Source organism: Paenibacillus sp. sg306046 (assembly GCF_059821225.1).
Map to the genome: position 1 here is coordinate 251,960 of NZ_JCAMRT010000002.1, position 18,074 is coordinate 270,033.

Sequence of the window (18,074 nt, forward strand, 5' to 3'; positions counted from 1 at the left end):
ACACTGCGGGTAGCCTCCGTTCATGGTCTTTTTTTGGCTTCTGTATGTCTTACAAAAGCGCTTCGACGGCTTCATGCATCTGTGCCGGCCCGACGGTGGATTCGAAGCGACGGACAACGCTGCCGTTTCGATCGACCAGAAACTTCGTGAAGTTCCACTTAATATCATCGTCCGCCAGCTTGCCCTGCTGCTCCAGCATAGAGGTCAGCAGCTTGCTGGACGGATGGTCGGGATCAAAGCCTGCAAACGGAGCCTGCTTCGTCAAATAGGCAAACAAGGGATGCCGATCGTCGCCGAGCACCTCGATTTTATCAAACATCGGGAACGTTACGCCATAGTTAAGCTGGCAAAACGTATGAATTTCTTCATTGGAGCCAGGCTCCTGGCCGCCGAACTGGTTGCACGGGAAGCCAAGCACGACAACGCCCCGGTCCTTGTACGCTTCATGCAGCTGCTGCAGCTCCGCATATTGCGACGTGAAGCCGCAGTTGCTGGCTGTATTGACAATGACCAGCACCTGGCCAGCGTAAGCTTCCAAGCTTTTCTCTTCGCCGCGGATGGTCCGGGCCGTAAACGGGTAAATACTCATCTGATAGTCCTCCTCGTCGTCACATGCTCGCTCTAAGTTACATTCCATGTATGGACCTGCTGGAGCAGGTCGGTCAGTCGCAGGCGGAGCGTGTTCATTTCTTCCTGCGACAGGCCAGGCAGACAAAATACTTTTTGCGGGATATCCAGCGCTTGCTCGCGCAGCTTGACGCCTTCCGGCGTCAGCCGGATGCGCACGCTGCGTTCGTCCTCCGGGTCGCGGAGACGGCGGAGCAGCTTCATGCTCTCCAGCTTTTTGAGCAGCGGGGTCAGCGTTCCCGAATCCAGATACAGCCGGGCTCCGAGATCCTTGACCGTAATGTCATCCCGCTCCCACAGTGCAAGCATGGCGACATATTGGGTGTAGGTGAGCCCCAGCTCGTCCAGATGGGGACGATACAGCTTGGTCACCTCGCGGGCGCAGGCGTAGACAGCGAAACAGAACTGATTTTCCAGCTTTAGAAGTTCGTCAGCGTTCAAAGTAACCTCCCGGACTTGCATTTCGTTAAATTCAATTTCATCCAATCAATTATGTGTTAAACATAGCAGGTCTGCCGCAGAAAATCAAATGTATAGAAGCCGGGGACCTATTGTCAATGAAACGGTGATATGCTATAGTCAGAACTGACCGTAGAACCAAAAAGTTATTTTGGTCAGTTTTCAAGGAGATGAGGACAATGGACCCGAAAAAATCCGTTATTTTGGAAGCGGCAAAGCAGTCGTTTGCGTTGTTCGGCTTCAAGGGCACGACGATGGGGCATATCGCCAAGCTGGCCGGCGTCGGCAAGGGAACGCTGTATTTATATTTTACAAGCAAGGAGGAGCTGTTAAACGAGATCATCCGGACGCTGATTGACGAAATGAAGCTGATGGCCGATCAGATGCTCCAGCAGCGCGAGCTGGCTTTGTTTGAACGGATTCATCAAGCGCTTTATCAGATTCTGGTGTTCCGTCAGGAGCATGAGCTGCTGATCAAGCTGTTTCGCGAGGAAAGCGAGTTCGGCAATCCGGTGATGAAGCAGGCGCTGGATCAGATCGAGCAGGAAATTCGGGCCTTTGTCGCGTCCTACATCGAGCGGGCGGTCGCTGGAGGCTTGCTCAAGCCGTGTGACCCCGAGGTGACGGCGTTTGTCCTTTTTAAGCTGTATCTGGCATTAGTGCATGATTGGGGCAAGGAGAACCCGCCGCTGGACAACAAGCAAATTTCCGAGCTGCTGCAGCTGTACGTGATGCGGGGCATTGCTATTGAATAGAAGCTGTTGACTGGAACATCGTTCATGTCGATTCCACATAAAGGCATTTACAGGAGGTAACATCTATGCGTTTTATAAGACCTGTTGTTTATACAGTTATGGCCGCGGCGATCGGTGCGGGAGGGTTTCTGTTGTCCTCAAACCAGGCGTCCGGCAGCAGCAAAACGGGGCTGTCGGCTCAGCCGACGGCGTATATCGAATCCAATGAAGTCGGCGCAAGCTTCAAGATTGGCGGCCGCATTACGGAGGTGCTTGTGAAGGAAGGCGACCTCGTCAAAAAAGGCCAGCCGCTTGCCCGGCTGCAAAGCGCGGAGCTGGAAGCCAAAGTCGCGCAGGCGAAGGCGGCGGTGTCGCTTGCGCAGGGTAAGCTCGCTGAGGCGCAGGGAGCGACCGCTACGGCGCAAGCGAAAAAGCAGCAGGCTGCGGCAGGCGTCACAGCCACCGAAGAGGCTGCCGAGCAGCAGATTGCGCAGGCGGAGGCGGCCGTGAGGGCGGCGCAGGCGAAGGTGGACGCTCTGCATGCCGGCGCGCGGCCGGAAGAAAAGCAGCAAGCCGACATTCAGTTTCAGGCGGCCCGGCAGATGTATGCCATCGCCGAGCAAAATTTGACCCGCATGCAGACAATGCTGGACCAGGGGCTGATCGCTCAGGCTGAGGTTGACAAGGTGAAGGTCAGCCATCAGGAGGCGAAAGCCAAGCTGGAGCTGGCGGAGCAGCAGCGCAAGCTGGTCAACGAAGGGCCGCGCGCCGAGGAGGTTCGCGGCGCGGAGGCGCAGCTGGAGCAAGCGCAGGCGGCGCTCGGGCTTGCGCAGGCGGGCCGTGCCCAGGTGCTGGTGCGCCAGGGCGATGTGGCCGCATCGGAAGCGGCGATCCGGCAGGCGCAAGGCGCGATCCAGTCGGCCAGCTCCGGCGAGCAGCAGGCGAAGGCGGCGCAGCAGGAGGCTGAGACGTACCAGAGCTACACGGAGCTGACGGCTCCGGCTGACGGCGTCGTGCTGTCCCAAACGGCGCAAGCCGGCGAGCTGGTCGGCTCCGGCTTCCCGGTCTTTTCAATTCAGGCGACGAATACCCGCTGGGCAAAGTTTTATTTCACCGAGCACGCCCTCGCAGGGCTGAAGCTGAACGACAAGGTGGCGCTCAAGGTGCTGGCGACCGGTCAGGAGGTCAAGGGGACCGTGACAACCATCGCTGCGGCTCCCGATTTTGCGATCAAAAAAGCAACCCAGACGTCAGGAGAGACGGACGTGCGCTCCTTTGCCGTCAAGGTGGAGCTGCCGGAGCTGCCGGACGGAGCCGCGGTCGGGATGACGCTGCAGTGGGTCGGCGTGACGGAAGGGTGATGTACAATGTCTAAGCTAACAGTCGGCCATGTCATCGCCGATGAGTGGCGGCATATTTTCCGCGACCGGCGGTTGTTTCTGATCTTATTTTTTGTTCCTGTCATGTATTTATTCCTGTTCGGCGGTTTGTACGTGAATCATAAGGTAACCGAGCTGACAACCGTCATTATGGATGAAGACCAAAGCCCGTTCAGCCGCCAGCTGGTGCAGGCTTTCGACGAAAGCGAGACGTTCCGGGTGACGAAGGAGGTTCACTCCGAGCAGGAGGCGCAGCAAGCGATCGCTTCGGGCGCGGCGCGGGTTGCCTTGTTTATCCCGGACCGGTTCGAGGCAAGTCTCAAGCAGGGCCATACGCTGCCCTTGCTCACCTGGGTGGACGGCAGCAATATGCTGTACTCCAACTCGGCGACCAAGGGGGCCAATGAGGTCATTACGACCTTCAGCATGGGCCTGTCGGCCAAAAAGCTGCAGCTGCAGCAAGGCTTGCAGGATGAGCAGGTAGCCAATGTGCTGTCGCCGATTCCGTTCCGTTATCGGGTGCTGTACAACCCTGCCTTTAACTACAGCGATTTTATGATGTATGGACTGGCCGGGGCCATTTTGCAGCAGGTGCTGTTTCTCGGCATTGCCTTGACGGTAACCCGCGAGAAGGATGGCGGCACATGGTCCCGCTTCGTTGTCTGGCGGAAGGACCCGTGGAAAATCGCGTATGCCAAGACGGTTCCGTATTTCCTGATCAACCTGTTTAATACGACGGTCGCGCTGCTCATTGCCAGCTATGCGTTTCACGCGCCGCTGTACGGCAGCTTGCTGGCCGCGCTGGCCGTTGTGCTGGCTTTCACCTTTGCCGTGTGCGGCATCGGCTATCTGATCAGCCTGTTTTCCGGTAACCAGCTCGGCGCGACGCAAACGGCGATGCTGATCGCAGTGCCGTCGTTTCTGCTCTCCGGCTTTACCTGGCCGTTTGAAGCGATGCCCAAAGGGCTGCAGGTGCTGGGACATCTGCTGCCGCTGACGTATTTCCTCGACGGCGTGCGCAGCGTGCTTGTGAAGGCCGGAGATACGTCTGCGATCTGGCGCGATTGCCTGGCGCTGGGCATGATCGGGCTGGTCACCTATTTTATCGCGCTGCTGCTGTCGCGCTGGGTTATTTTCCGCAAGGAAGCCGAAGCAGGGATGGCGGATAAAGCGAATGGGGCGGCCCAAGCGCTCCCTGCGCCAGCGGCGTGCGGCGTGTCTGTTATCGGCCAGTAGGCCGAAGCGATACGGAAAACTGGCTGCGATTTGCAGCATGTTCGTATGGCTGAGCTGATCGAAGCGCAGAGATACCTGCGGGCGTGCTCATGGCAACAGCTTGAGACGCTGTACAAAACCGGTCCGGACGGCGGCGTGGCCCTTGAGATAAGACTGACGGGAGAAGCTAGTGGACAAAGGAGATGGACATCATGAACAGCAGGTCTGTAACGAAGCTGGCGGCGCTGTGCGCGGCGCTGGCGCTGCTGGCAACGGCTGTCGGGCCGCTGGCGTATGCGGCAGCGGAGTCGAACCAGGCGGCCGACGCCAAGCAGCAGATGTATCTGAACGACGTGCAGCTGGATGAAGTGAAGACGATTGATTTGCCGACGGTGCTGGACCGGGCTTTGAAGGATTCGACGAACCTGCAGCTGCTGCAGCTCAAGTACGCGGCGCAAAATACGAAGCAGCTCGACCTGGAAGCCCAGGCCAGCTCGATGGCCGGCGGGTACGTCGGCGCTGTGCATCTGCCGGACACGCCGCAGGAGCTGGTGGCCGGGATGGCCGCGCAGGGCGTTGTCGTCAATCCGGCGGAAAATTTGTGGATCGGCCCGATGACAACGGTGACCAACAAGGCGATCAACCAGGTCATCCAAGGGATGGGCGCAATGGCTGACGGCTTCAATAAAGTGCTGCTCGCGCAGCGCACGCAGATGAAATCGACGGCTCACCAGCTGTACACGGACCAGCGCAACACGCTGCTGCAGCAGGAGGAAGCGAAGCAAGGCATCCGGCTGCAGACGATTGCCCAATATGCGCAGCTGCTGGGGCAGAAGAAGCAGCTTGCTTTTATGCAGGCGTATGAGACGGTCATCCAGCGTGAGGTGACCCGGGCCGCCTTGCTGCAGGAGCAGGGGCTGGCTTCCGCCGAGGATGTGCTGACCGCCCGCAAGACGCTAACCAAGCATAAGGATGACGTTACGACGCTGATGCAAAATTACCGGCTTGCGCTGATCCAGCTGTCCTTCGATATCGGCATTGCGTATCAGCCGGAGCTGGAGCTGAAGGACATTGCCGAGCTGTCGACAGCGCCGATCTCCCCGATTGTGCGTGTCGACACCAAGAAGCTGCTGCAGGAATCGTACGGGATGAAGGCAAGCGCCAACAATCTGGATGAGGCGGTCTGGCAGCAGTCGAACACGGTGACCGAAACGACGTACGGGGCAAGCTATCAGGGCGTAAACACGGCAATCGCGGGAGCCAAGGGCAGGCAAACCCAGCTGGAGCTGACTCAAAAAATTGAAGCGACCTACGCCGAAGCGGAAAAAGCATACGAGCGTGTGCTGGCCGAGGCTCGGCTGTTGACGGAAGCGAAGGCGGACCGCGACAAGATGAGGCTGCGTTATGAGGCAGGCGTGATCTCGCTGCATGATCTGAACAAATTTGATATCAAGGTACAGGGGCAGGACACGACGCTGGAGGCCGCAAAGCTGAAATATTATACGCTGCGCGAGAAAGCGAAAGCGATGGAGAAAGGCTTTATTGCTTGATGGCATGATGACATGCATTATAGAACGCTTCCATTTCCGCGTTGCTCGCGGCGATGGAGGCGTGTTTGCCGTTTGACCGGAAACGGTGCTTCTGCCTGCCCCGGTGACCGTAACAGCAACCAGAGTTAAATTACCGGAGCAAATTGGGCAACGCTAGTGAAGTGCCGCGGCCCCGTTCATGCTACGATTAAGGCAAGCAACATACTGATCTGCACCAACTCAGGGCACGGTCCCGAAAGGAATGAAGCTCCATGACAACTGTACGTATCGGTTTGGTCGGACTCGGCAATATGGGAACGGGCCATGCCAAATATTTGATCGACAAGGAAGTGCCGAATGGCGAATTGACGGCCGTTTGCGATATGCGCGAGGATCGGCTTGCCTGGGCTCTGGAGCAGCTGGGCGAAGGCGTACGCCGGTACACCAGCTATGAAGCGATGCTGGATTCGGGCGAGATTGATGCGGTGCTGATCAATACTCCTCATTATTTTCATCCCGAGCAGGCGATTCAGGCATTTCGCAAAGGGCTGCACGTACTGATCGAGAAGCCGGCCGGTGTGTATACGAAGCAGGTGCGGGAAATGAATGAGGCGGCGAAGGCATCGGGCCGGGTGTTCGGCATTATGTATAATCAGCGTACAAACCCTTTATATGCGAAGCTGCGCGATCTGATTGCTTCCGGGGAGCTGGGCGAGGTGCGGCGGACGAATTGGATTATTACAGATTGGTACCGCTCTCAAAGCTATTACGATTCAGGCGGCTGGCGCGCAACCTGGGCGGGAGAAGGCGGCGGCGTGCTGATTAACCAGGACCCGCATCAGCTTGACCTGTGGCAGTGGACGATCGGCATGATGCCGACGCGGATTCGCGCGTTTTGCTCATTCGGCAAGCACCGCTCTATCGAGGTGGAAAATGAAGTGACGGCTTATGCGGAATATGAAAACGGGGCGACGGGCGTGTTTGTGACCTCAACCTGCGAAGCGCCGGGCACAAACCGGTTCGAGGTGACCGGGGACCGCGGTAAAATTGTCATCGAAGACGGGAAGATGGTATTCCACCGTCTGCGCGTCCCGGAGTCGGAATTCAACCGTACGTTCAAGGGCGGCTTCGGCCAGCCGGAATGCTGGGAAATTCCGATTCAGACGCAAGGCGTCAATCCGCAGCATAAGGGAATAACGGCCAACTGGGTCAGCGCAATCGCTAACGGCACGCCGCTGATCGCGCCGGGCGAAGATGGTATCCACGGGCTGACGCTTTCCAACGCCATGCTGCTGTCCACCTGGACGGACAACTGGGTAAATCTGCCGATTGACGAGGAGCTGTTTTTGACCAAGCTGCAGGAAAACATTGCCGCCTCGGACACAAAGAAAAAATCCGATGAATACAAGACGCTTGAGGTTGAAGGCACGCATTAGAGCCACGTATGAGCGTTAGGCATGAGAGTCATACATTGTAGAGACATTTTAGAACCATATGAACAAAACCATGAAGGAGGAACAATTAAGATGACAGACATTCAGAACGGAATGAATTACGCGCCGGAGGGCAAGCCGAGCCCGGTTGTGACGGACGGGAGCTTTGTATTTGCGGCGATGGCGCTTGACCACGGCCATATTTATGGCATGTGCAACGGACTGATCGAGGCGGGCGCTTCGCTCAAATGGGTGTATGACCCCGATCCGGCGAAGGTGGCCGATTTCGTGAAACGTTATCCGCAAGCGAAGCCTGCGGCTTCGGAACAGGACATTTTGCAGGATGCCGAGGTGCAGCTTGTCGCAGCGGCGGCCGTGCCGTCGGAGCGCGGTCCGCTTGGCGTCAAGGTGATGCGCCACGGCAAGGACTACTTCACGGACAAAGCGCCGTTTACGACGCTGGCCCAGCTTGCTGAAGCCCGCGAGACGGTGAACGCGACCGGCCGCAAGTACGCGGTTTATTACAGCGAGCGGCTGCATGTCGAAAGCGCTGTCTACGCAGGCCAGCTGGTGCAGCAGGGCGCCATTGGCCGCGTTGTGCAGGTGCTGGGTCTCGGACCGCACCGACTGAACGCGCCGATTCGTCCGGACTGGTTTTTCCAGCGCGAGCGGTACGGCGGCATCCTGTGCGATATCGGCAGTCACCAGATCGAGCAGTTTTTGTACTACACCGGCAATACGGACGGGCGGGTCGTGCACAGCAAGGTCGGCAACTTCAACAATCCGCAGTATCCGGAGCTGGAGGATTTCGGCGATGCGACGCTGATTGGGGATAACGGCGCGACCGGCTACTTCCGGGTGGACTGGCTGACGCCGGACGGGCTCGGAACTTGGGGCGACGGGCGCACGATTATCCAGGGCACGAAGGGGTATATCGAGCTGCGCAAATATATTGATGTCGGCCGCGAGCGTACGGGCAATCATATTTACTTGGTCGACGGCCAAGGCGAGCATCATCTGAACGTGACCGGTCAAGTCGGCTATCCGTTTTTCGGCGAGCTGATCCTCGATTGCATCAATCGGACGGAGCTGGCGATGACGCAGGCGCATACGTTCAAGGCGGCGGAGCTGTGCCTGATCGCGCAGCAGCAGGCGGTATCCCTTCAAGCGGCAGGCGCTGTAAGTATTGAAGGAGTGTGACCCGGGATGAAGCTGTCCGTTTTTACGGTTGCGACGCCTGATCTGACGCCGGAGGAGTTGGCGGCGGCGGCCAGGGAAGCCGGCCTGCATGCGATCGAATGGCGTTTCAAGAATGTGCCGCAGGAGCTGGCAGAGGAGAAGCCGTCCTTCTGGCGCAACAACCTTTGCTCGATGCCGGAGCAGGGCGGTCCTGCCGCATGGGACCGGTTCAAAGCGGCTGCGGATGCGAACGGCCTGACCTCGCTCACCGTTACGCCGTATTTGCAGGCGGGCGATCTGGAGGCAACCGAACGCGTGCTGGCCGCCGCCCGGCATATCGGGGCCGCTTACGTCAGGCTGGGCGTTCCCGGCTATGACCGCACCCGTCATGCGCGGGAGCTGTTCGCGGAAGGACAGGCTTATGTGCGCGAGGCTGCGCCGCTGTGCCGCCATTACGGCGTCAAGGGGCTGATCGAAACGCATCACAATACGATTGCTTCCAGCGCGAGCGGCGCATACCGGCTGCTGGACGGACTGGACCCGGATGATGTCGGGGTATTGTACGATCCGGGCAACATGGTCTATGAGGGCTTCGAGAACTACCGCTTCGGTCTTGAGCTGCTTGGCCCCTATCTGGCGCATGTGCATGTGAAAAACGCAGGCTGGCGGCAGACCGACGCCGCTGCGGGCGAAGCTCCCGCGTGGAGCGCGGACTGGCAGCCGTTGTTCAACGGGCAAGTGCCGTGGACGCAGGTGATTGACGATCTGAAGGCGGTCGGCTACGACGGCTATCTGGGCGTGGAGGATTTCAGCGGGACGCTCGGCTCGCGGGAGCTGCTGCGCGAGTACGCCGCCCAAATCCGGCTGCTGCTGTAGCTGCTGCAATTGCCGTATAAGCGGATGACAAGGAGGGACGGCCGCTGTGGTTCTGATGCGGCCGTCCCTCCGCGTTGTACCGGGAGACGTCCCGTGGTATGCTGGGAAAAAACGCTGAACGCTGCGGAGGTTCCTATGAGTGCAAGGATGGCGGACCCAGGTACAATTTTTACGTATACCTACAAGGCGGATAAGCCGTTGAAGCCGATGTTTCATACCCACTCGCATTATGAGGTGTATTATTTTCACAGCGGCGTCTGCAACTACTTGATTGGTGACCGGATCTATGTACTGGCGCCCGGCGATCTGATTGTGATGAACGGGATGACGCTGCATTGCGCCAAGATCGACCCGGCAGTTCCGTATATTCGGACGATGGTGCATTTCGAGCCTGCGGCGCTCCAGCCGCTGCTCCCGACGTACCCGGCTCTGCCGATTTTTCAGCCGTTTCAGGAGCTGGGCAATTACCGGCTGCGGCTGACGGGCAGCGACCGAGAGGAGGTCGAGGCGATTTTCGCACGGATGGACGAGCTGCAGCGGTCGGGCGATACGGTAGGCGCTTACCGCTGTCGGCTGGCGTTCGCCGATTTGCTTTGTCTCATTTATAAGCACTGCGTTCAGCCGCTCCAAAGCCGCAGCGACCAGCCGGTCGAGAAGGAAAGGACGGCGCAGCAGATCATTTCCTATCTGGAAGCGCACTATATGGAGGATTTGCATCTGGAACGGCTGCAGCAGGATTTGCACTTGAGCAAATATTATGTGTCCAAGCTGTTTAAGGAAGTCACAGGGGTTACGATCTTCGACTTCGTGTACCAGCGGCGCATTAATCAGGCGCGGATCGAGTTTCTGCTTGACCCGAAGCTGCCGGTGACGGAGGTAGGCTTCAAGGTAGGCTTCAAGCATTTGGCGCACTTCAGCCGCGTGTTCAAGCAGCAGGTTGGTCAGACGCCGGAGCAATACAAGCGCGGGCTTGCTGCTACTTAGGGCAATGGCCCAACGCTTCAAATGTAAATTTTCAGAAAATTTCAACTCTATGTATTGACTTGAAAATGCTTACACCTCTAGCATAACGATCAAAGGAACAAAGACGAAGCTGAGTGGTGTATGGCGGATGATGAAGACCTGTGAAGAGACGGAAGCGATCGTGACAAAAGAGAACCTTTGCTATAACGACTATAGGGTCTTCAAATCGTTGCCTCCTGCGGTGCTGTTCGCGATGGAGATGCGGAACTATGCCGAGCTTCATCAGCTGCAGGATGAGCTGGATGCGCTGCTTGAGGAGCTGCGGGCGAGTCTTAAGCCGTCTTATGCGCCGTACCGGACGCGCAAGTCGGCCTGATTCCGACTGTGCCTATCCGAATGGTTAATTGAATGCCGAGGACCGGCGTCTCTGAGGAGGCGGCCGGTCCTTGTTTGCGTAGAAGACGGACTTCAATTCATGCGGTTTAGCAGGAGATTGGCTGTTCATCGCAGAATACGTATCGCAGAATAGCTGCTGGAGATGGATGGGAAAAGCGATGCTTTGCCTTCCGGCCTCAAGCGGAAAAAAGCGAGGAAACCACCATGCGATGGCTGAAAAATTTGAAGCTGCTGCACAAGCTGCTGTTGATGATGGCGCTGCCAATGCTCGGCGTGCTGTATTTTACCGTTTCGGCGATTGCGGACAAGGCTCACCAGCTAACAAGCATGAACCAGTTGGAGGAGCTGACCCGGCTGGCTGTCGTGACCAACCAGCTTGTGCATGAGCTGCAGATCGAACGCGGTCTTGTGCCGACCATGTTTGGGATTCGGACCGACGCGGAGGCTGCGGCGATGGCCAGTCAGCAGCGGGACACAGACCGTTATGTCGTCGCCCTCCGCAGAATGATTGAGCAGGTTGGCCCAACGGTCAGCGATCGGTTGATCTGGAATGAATTCGTCAAGCTGTCGGACCAGCTCGACCGTCTGCCGGCGCTTCGCAGCAGGCTGGACGGCGGCCTGATTACAGAGATGGAGACCATTCAGTATTACCGCAATGCCACGTCCCAGGCGTTTCTCGCCAATGAAAATTTGAACAACTTGAGCACGGACGGCCAAATTTCGCATCGGATGTCGGCCCTGCTTAATTATTCGCGCAGCAAATATGCGGCCAGCCAGGAACGCAGCTTTGTTTTCGAGAAGCTGACGCAGAACCGGATGAACCTGAGCGATATGCGGCGGCTTGGCGCGGTTATTCAGGAACAGCAGGTGTACCAGCAAGTATTTGAAACCTTCGCTTCGCCGGATGCGTTGATCCTCAGCAAGTTTGTGCTGTCCAGCCGCGCAGTAGCGGAGCTGGAGCGGCAGCGGCAGGCGGTGCTGGAGGTGGAGCCGGGTCAGGAAATCAACCTGGACCCCGGCAGCTGGTTCGATATATCGTCCGAACGGATCGAGCTGATGAAGCGGACCGAGGATGAGCTGGCCGCCAAGCTTGTCGCTGACATGAGCGCGATGCAGCAAATTTCCCGCAAGGAGCTGGTTGCCGTCGTTGTTGCAAACGGGCTGCTGCTCATTGGCTCGCTGCTGCTGAGCTTGCTGATCGTACGCAAGCTGCTGCGGCCGATCGGGGAGCTGAAGCGTTCCATCGGCCAGCTGCTGGACGGACAGATGGATGTCACCATCGAAATGTCATCAAAGGACGAGATCGGGGAGCTGAGCGAGGCGTTCAAGGAGCTGAGCAGCCGTTTATGCAGCGTCATTGCCCGCGCCGACCGGATTACGAAGGGCGATTACGAGCAGGTCATTACGCCGAAATCGGATGGCGATGTGCTGAACATGGCGCTGCGCAATATGCTGCACTCTTTGCGGGAAGCCAGATTGGAAAACGAGCGGCAGTTTTGGTTGAAGACGCAGCTGGCCCGCCTGCTCGGCTTGTCGCAGGGTGTGGAAAATCTGGAGAAGCTGGCCGCCTTGCTGATCACGGAAATATGCCAGCTGGTCGGAGCCGGACAAGGCGTCTTTTACATCCGCGAGCGGGATGCAGCCAAGCCCGTCTACGTGATGTACGGCAGCTATGCGTTTCGCGAGCGGGCAGGGGAATCCGGCCGGATCGCGCTGGGCGAAGGGCTGGTCGGACAGGCTGCACGGGACGGCAAGCCGATCGAGCTGAGCCATGTGCCGGATGACTATGTGAAGATTGGCTCCGGGCTCGGAGAAAGCAAGCCGCAGATCGTGCTGGCGCTGCCGGTCCGGTTTGAGGAACAGACGATTGCCGTGGTGGAGCTGGCTTCGTTTGCTCCCTTTACGGACATTGAGCAGGATTTGCTGAAGCAGCTGTCGGCAGCGCTTGGCGTTGTCGTGCAAAGCATCGTGGGCCGCCGGCGCACCGAGGAACTGCTGCATGAGTCGCAGCTGCTGGCCGAGGAGCTGCAGACTCAGCAGGAGGAGCTGCGCACAGCCAATGAGGAGCTGGAGGAGCAAACCTTGATGCTCAAGCTGTCGGAGGAGAAGCTGCGCATCCAGAGCGAGGAGCTGCAGACGATTAACGAAGAGCTGGAGGAGAAGACGAATTACTTGCAGCTCCAGAAGGCCGACATCGAGAAGCAAAATGCGTTCATCCAGCGTTCCCAGCAGGAGCTGGAGGTCAAGGCAGCCGAGCTGGAGCTGACCAGCCGCTACAAGTCGGAGTTTCTTGCCAATATGTCGCATGAGCTGAGGACACCGCTGAACAGCCTGCTCATTTTAGCCAAGTCGCTGGCAGCCAATGAGGAGCGCAATCTGAGCGAGGATCAGATCGAATCGGCCAAAATTATTCATAGCGGAGGTCTCGATCTGCTGATGCTTATTAATGATATTCTCGACTTGTCCAAGGTAGAGGCCGGCAAGCTGGACATTCACCGCGAAGACGTTCGTCTGGAAGCGATTGCGCTTAATATGCAGACGCAGTTTCAGCCGCTCGCGCGGGAGAAGGGGCTGGAGCTGGAGCTGGTCGTCGAGGCCGGCGTGCCTGAGTATGTGGTTACGGACGGTCAGCGGACCGAGCAAATTTTAAAAAATCTGCTGTCCAACGCCTTCAAGTTCACCCATTACGGCCGAATTATGCTGCGTATTTTCCGGTTTACCCGAGCTGACGGCGCAGGGCAGGAGCAGCGGACAGCCGAGGACTGGCTTGCTTTTTCCGTCACGGATACCGGGATTGGCATCTCCCCCCGCAAGCAGCAGGCGATCTTCGAGGCGTTCCAGCAGGCGGACGGTTCAACAAGCCGGAAATACGGAGGGACCGGGCTGGGCCTGACCATCTCGCGCGAGCTGACCAAGCTGCTGGGCGGCAAACTGCAGCTGCAAAGCGAGGAAGGTGAAGGCAGCACGTTTACGCTGTACTTGCCGCTTGTCCCGGACGGCGCCGCTTCGGCCGATGCCTCGGCTGGCCCGCAGGAAGGGCCGCAAGCTAACGATGACCGCCAGCGGCCGGGCCGGACGGCAGGTCAGCTGCCAGACCGCGAGGCGGACGGGTCTGCCTGGCAGCAGGTGGCGGCGGCATCGGCTTCGAGCGGCGCTGAGCCCGCAGCCGATGAGGAGCCCTTCGCCCTTCGCCCGTTTATTCCGGATGACCGTCACCTGCTGGACGGCGGCCATGCGGAGAAAACGATTTTGATCATTGAGGATGATCCGGTATTCGCCAAGGTGCTGCTGGACTTGTCGCGGCGCAAAGGGTTCCGCGGCTTGGCGGCAGGCGACGGCTTCAGCGGACTTCAGCTGGCCAGACGGCACTTGCCGAGCGCCGTGCTGCTGGATGTGGGCTTGCCGGACATGAACGGGCTGAAGGTGCTGGATCACTTGAAGCAGGACGGCGCTACCCGGCATATTCCGGTGCATATGATTTCCGGCAAGGACGCGGGCAAAGCCTCCTTGACCAAGGGAGCCGTCGGCTTTCTGGCGAAGCCGGTTCACAGCGGCGATCTGGATGTCGTCTTCGAGCGCATCGAGCAGGTGCTGCACGAGCATATCAAGCAGGTGCTTATTATTGAAGACGACAAGGCGAACCATAAAGCGATTTATGAGCTGCTGCGGCATAAAAATGTCGACATTCATAGCGCGTATACAGGCGAGGACGGGCTCAGGCTGATCCGTCAGCATACATATGACTGCGTTATTCTGGACTTGAAGCTGCCGGATATGAATGGCCAGGAGCTGCTGGAGCAGCTGGTGGCGGACACCGGTACGGCTCCGCCGCCGATGATTATTAATACCGGCCAGGTGCTGACCCAGCAGGAGTACAAGGAGCTGAACCGGTTCACGGACAGCATCGTGATCAAGGGCGCAAATTCGCCGGAGCGGCTGCTGGACGAAGTATCCTTGTTCCTGCACACGGTGCAGAAAACGTTGTCGGAGGAGCAGCGCGAGCTGCTCAGGCTGTCGCTTGATTCGGATGCAAGCTTGAAGGGGCGCAAGGTGCTGCTTGTGGATGACGATTTGCGCAATACCTTCGCGTTGTCCAAGGTGCTTCGCCAGCACGGGCTGGACGTCATGATGGCCGATAACGGGAAGCTGGCGCTGGAGCGGCTGGACAGCGAGCCTGGCATTGAGCTGGTCATTATGGATATTATGATGCCGGTGATGGACGGTTACGAGGCCATGCGAATGATCCGAAGCGATCCCCGCCATCAGCATTTGCCGATCATTGCGCTGACAGCGAAGGCGATGGCCGGCGATCGTGAGAAATGCATCAAGGGAGGCGCCAACGATTATATGACGAAACCGGTGGATACCGACAAGCTATTATCCATGATCCGCGTATGGCTGTTCGAATCATGAGTATGAGGACGGAGCTGGAAACGGAGAAGCTCGAAATGGAGCTGGTGCTGCAGGCGATTTATGAGGGGCATGGCTTTGATTTCCGCAACTATGCCCGCTCCTCCCTGCTGCGCAGGCTGCATTACATCCGGCAGAAGGCCGGGCTGGCCCATCTGTCCGAGCTCATCCCGCTGGTGCTGCATCAAGAGGGCTTTATCGGCGAGCTGCTGGAAAATATGTCAGTGACGGTCACGGAAATGTTTCGCGACCCGGATTTTTTCATGGAGCTGCGGCATAAGGTCATTCCGCTGCTGAAGACGTACCCGTTTGTAAAAATTTGGCATGCGGGCTGTGCAACCGGTGAGGAAGTTTATTCCATGGCGATTGTGCTGCAGGAGGAGGGCTTCTACGACCGCGTACAAATTTACGCGACCGATATGAACCAGCAGTCGCTGAAAACGGCGGAGGAAGGGATCTACTCTCTGGACGCGATCCGCAAATTTACCGGCAACTATAACCGCAGCGGAGGCAAGGCATCCTTCTCCGATTACTACTATGCCAAATACCAGATGGCCAAAATGAACGAGGAGCTGAAACGTAATATCGTGTTTACAGCTCATAATCTTGTCACGGACCATGCGTTCGGCGAGATGAATATGATTGTGTGTCGCAATGTGCTTATTTATTTCGACCGGCAGCTGCAAGCTCAGGTGTTCCGGTTGTTTGACCAAAGTCTCGTCCATCGCGGATTTCTCTGTCTGGGGAGCAAGGAATCGTTGGAGTTTTCTTCGCTGCGGGAGACCTATGAAGATATTTCGGCGCGCTGGCGTATTTTCCGCAAGCCGTTGACCTGTCCGTCCTGCATGTGACGGGCGATTAACTCCGGCAGGGCCGGGGTGAGGGCATGAGGCGGGAGATCGCTCAAGGTTCAAGACAGGAGGCCGATGAAGGCATGAAACGCTACGAAGCGATTGTCGTCGGTGTCTCTGCAGGCGGCTTGAAGGCGCTCGGCTGTCTGCTGTCGTCGCTGCCGTCCGGCTTTCCGCTGCCGCTGCTCATTGTGCAGCATATGAAGGAAGGCGGAGAAAGCTTTCTGGCCGAGCATCTCAACAAGCTGGCGCTAATCCGGGTCAAGGAAGCTGACGACAAGGAACCTATTTCCCCCGGCTGCGCGTATGTGGCGCCTTCCGGCTATCATATGCTGGTCGAGGACGACCGCAGCCTGAGCTTGTCGGTGGACCCGCCGGTGATGCATTCCCGGCCGTCCATTGACGTGTTGTTTGAAAGCGCCGCTTATGTCTACGGCGGGAGCTGTATCGGTATCGTGCTGACAGGCGCGAACGGCGATGGCAGCCGCGGACTCGGCTTGATCAAGAAATGCGGCGGCCTGGCGATTGTGCAAAACCCGGCGACTGCCGAATGTCCGACGATGCCGGGCGCAGCGATCCGCGAGACAGAGCCGGATTACATTGTAGATCTGGAGCGGATCGGCGCGCTGCTGATCAAGCTCAGTGAGTCGCCGCCCGCGGATCAGCCGACTAACAGGGAGGGGGAGGCCGGATGAACGGCGCTCTGGCAAGGCAGCAGTCCAAAATTTTAGTTGTCGACGACCGCAAAGAAAATTTGTACGCCATGGAACAAATGCTGAAGACACTGCCCTGCACGGTGCATGTGGCCCATTCGGGCAATGAGGCGCTGTCCTTGACGCTTCGTCATGATTTCGCCTTGATTTTGCTTGATGTCAACATGCCGGAGATGGACGGTTTTGAGTTGGCCGAGCTGCTGCGCAGTCACGAGGAGACACAGCGCATTCCGATTATTTTTGTGACGGCGATTAATACGGAGGATAAAAGCGTATTTAAAGGCTACGAATCCGGAGCGGTCGATTATTTATTCAAGCCGGTGGACGTCGATATTTTGTTAAGCAAGGTGAAGGTGTTTCTGGAGCTGGACATGAAAAAAAAGGAGCTGGAGTCGATCCAGAGCGAGCTGGAGCGGAGCAACCGCAGCTTGACTGAATTCGCCCAGGTTGTCTCGCATGATCTGAAAAACCCGCTGCATGTCATTACCGGATTGAGCGAGCTGCTGCTCAAGCATACGGAGGGGCTAAACGAGCGCGGCAAAGCAACGGTTGAGCAAATCGCGGCCGCCGCGGAGCGGATGGATAAGCTGATTACGGACCTGCTGGCGTTCTCTCAAGTGAACGCGGAGACGACCGTCTACCAGACCGTTGATCTGAACGAGGTGCTGCGCGATGTGGTAGCCGATCTGAGCAGCAGGCTTCAGGCTACGGGCGGCAGCATCGAAAAGGTCGATTGCTTGCCCCGCATGGAGGCGGACCGGACACAAATGTACCAGCTGTTTCAAAACCTGCTGGCCAATTCGATCAAATATCATGACGGGGTGCGTCCCCCGTGCATCCGCATCGGTTCGATCCGCCTGGCCAGCGATGAGGTGTGCTGCTTTTACGTCGAGGATAACGGGATCGGCATGGATGAAAAGGAGCTGCCGACCATTTTCAATCCGTTTACCCGGCTTAGCAATGCGCAGAGCTATGAAGGAGCGGGGCTTGGGCTGGCGACGGTCCGGCAAATTATTCAACGCCATCACGGGTCCGTTACCGTCACCAGCAAGCTGGGGGAAGGTACGACGTTCAAGCTCGCTTTCCCGGTCCGGCAGGAGGGATAGCAGGCCTTCGAAGTTCTTCGGGCACCAAGTCCAAGCGACAGTTCAGGCAGCTTCCGGGCGTTCGGCCTGGCGCAGCGTGTCTGCGGCTGCTGCAAGCGTGCGTCGTATTTGTTTCCGCCCGCATAGTTTGCTAGTATGGGGAGGGGACAGACGTTCCCGCGTCATTACGCAGGGGCAGCACGGAACGCGTCTCTAGACGGTTCG

The 18,074-nt window shown here is 57.9% G+C and carries 15 protein-coding genes; 13 read left to right on the forward strand and 2 right to left on the reverse strand.

All coding sequences use genetic code 11. The annotated features are described in order from the left end of the window. Positions 1-49: 49 nt before the first annotated feature. Both AC6ROY_RS03050 and AC6ROY_RS03055 read right to left on the reverse strand, forming a co-directional pair. Positions 50-589 carry a glutathione peroxidase gene (locus AC6ROY_RS03050; RefSeq protein ID WP_500098503.1) on the reverse strand — a complete coding sequence of 180 codons (540 nt, stop codon included), beginning with the start codon at positions 587-589 and terminating at the stop codon, positions 50-52. Between the two features lie 32 nt (positions 590-621). After that, on the reverse strand, positions 622-1,068 hold the full coding sequence (locus AC6ROY_RS03055; RefSeq protein ID WP_500098504.1) for a MarR family winged helix-turn-helix transcriptional regulator: 447 nt from the start codon (positions 1,066-1,068) through the stop codon (positions 622-624). Between the two features lie 197 nt (positions 1,069-1,265). On the opposite strand from AC6ROY_RS03055, the gene AC6ROY_RS03060 reads away from it, so the two are divergent. The 13 genes from AC6ROY_RS03060 to AC6ROY_RS03120 all read left to right on the forward strand — a co-directional run bounded on the left by AC6ROY_RS03060 (position 1,266) and on the right by AC6ROY_RS03120 (position 17,870). Next, the gene (locus AC6ROY_RS03060; RefSeq protein WP_500098505.1) at positions 1,266-1,841 is read left to right on the forward strand and encodes a TetR/AcrR family transcriptional regulator; all 576 of its coding nucleotides are present in this window, start codon (positions 1,266-1,268) and stop codon (positions 1,839-1,841) included. 65 nt (positions 1,842-1,906) lie between these two features. After that, the gene (locus AC6ROY_RS03065; RefSeq protein WP_500098506.1) at positions 1,907-3,181 is read left to right on the forward strand and encodes an HlyD family secretion protein; all 1,275 of its coding nucleotides are present in this window, start codon (positions 1,907-1,909) and stop codon (positions 3,179-3,181) included. 6 nt (positions 3,182-3,187) lie between these two features. Then, complete coding sequence (locus AC6ROY_RS03070) at positions 3,188-4,435, forward strand: ABC transporter permease (RefSeq protein WP_500098507.1); 1,248 nt, start codon at positions 3,188-3,190, stop codon at positions 4,433-4,435. A gap of 191 nt (positions 4,436-4,626) precedes the next feature. Next, positions 4,627-5,964 (forward strand): TolC family protein, encoded by a 1,338-nt coding sequence (locus tag AC6ROY_RS03075; protein WP_500098508.1) that lies wholly within the window; start codon positions 4,627-4,629, stop codon positions 5,962-5,964. Positions 5,965-6,215: 251 nt separating this feature from the next. Continuing rightward, positions 6,216-7,379, forward strand: coding sequence for a Gfo/Idh/MocA family protein (locus AC6ROY_RS03080; protein WP_500098509.1), 1,164 nt, complete (start codon positions 6,216-6,218; stop codon positions 7,377-7,379). Positions 7,380-7,469: 90 nt separating this feature from the next. Further along, entirely contained in the window at positions 7,470-8,576 is a 1,107-nt protein-coding gene (locus tag AC6ROY_RS03085) for a Gfo/Idh/MocA family protein (protein WP_500098511.1), read from the forward strand. A gap of 6 nt (positions 8,577-8,582) precedes the next feature. Continuing rightward, entirely contained in the window at positions 8,583-9,431 is an 849-nt protein-coding gene (locus tag AC6ROY_RS03090) for a sugar phosphate isomerase/epimerase family protein (protein ID WP_500098512.1), read from the forward strand. Positions 9,432-9,566: 135 nt separating this feature from the next. Continuing rightward, complete coding sequence (locus tag AC6ROY_RS03095) at positions 9,567-10,415, forward strand: helix-turn-helix transcriptional regulator (protein WP_500098513.1); 849 nt, start codon at positions 9,567-9,569, stop codon at positions 10,413-10,415. Between the two features lie 160 nt (positions 10,416-10,575). Continuing rightward, on the forward strand, positions 10,576-10,770 hold the full coding sequence (locus AC6ROY_RS03100; RefSeq protein ID WP_500098514.1) for a hypothetical protein: 195 nt from the start codon (positions 10,576-10,578) through the stop codon (positions 10,768-10,770). 224 nt (positions 10,771-10,994) lie between these two features. After that, a complete protein-coding gene (locus AC6ROY_RS03105; RefSeq protein WP_500098515.1) occupies positions 10,995-15,203 on the forward strand; it encodes a response regulator in 4,209 nt (1,402 codons plus the stop codon). Continuing rightward, on the forward strand, positions 15,200-16,051 hold the full coding sequence (locus AC6ROY_RS03110; RefSeq protein WP_500098517.1) for a CheR family methyltransferase: 852 nt from the start codon (positions 15,200-15,202) through the stop codon (positions 16,049-16,051). Before AC6ROY_RS03105 ends, AC6ROY_RS03110 begins: the two co-directional genes overlap by 4 nt. An 83-nt stretch (positions 16,052-16,134) precedes the next feature. Next, the gene (locus AC6ROY_RS03115; RefSeq protein ID WP_500098518.1) at positions 16,135-16,746 is read left to right on the forward strand and encodes a chemotaxis protein CheB; all 612 of its coding nucleotides are present in this window, start codon (positions 16,135-16,137) and stop codon (positions 16,744-16,746) included. Next, positions 16,743-17,870: an ATP-binding protein gene (locus AC6ROY_RS03120; protein ID WP_500098519.1), complete on the forward strand. Its 1,128-nt coding sequence runs from the start codon at positions 16,743-16,745 to the stop codon at positions 17,868-17,870. The genes AC6ROY_RS03115 and AC6ROY_RS03120 overlap by 4 nt, the downstream gene beginning before the upstream one ends. Positions 17,871-18,074: the final 204 nt, after the last annotated feature.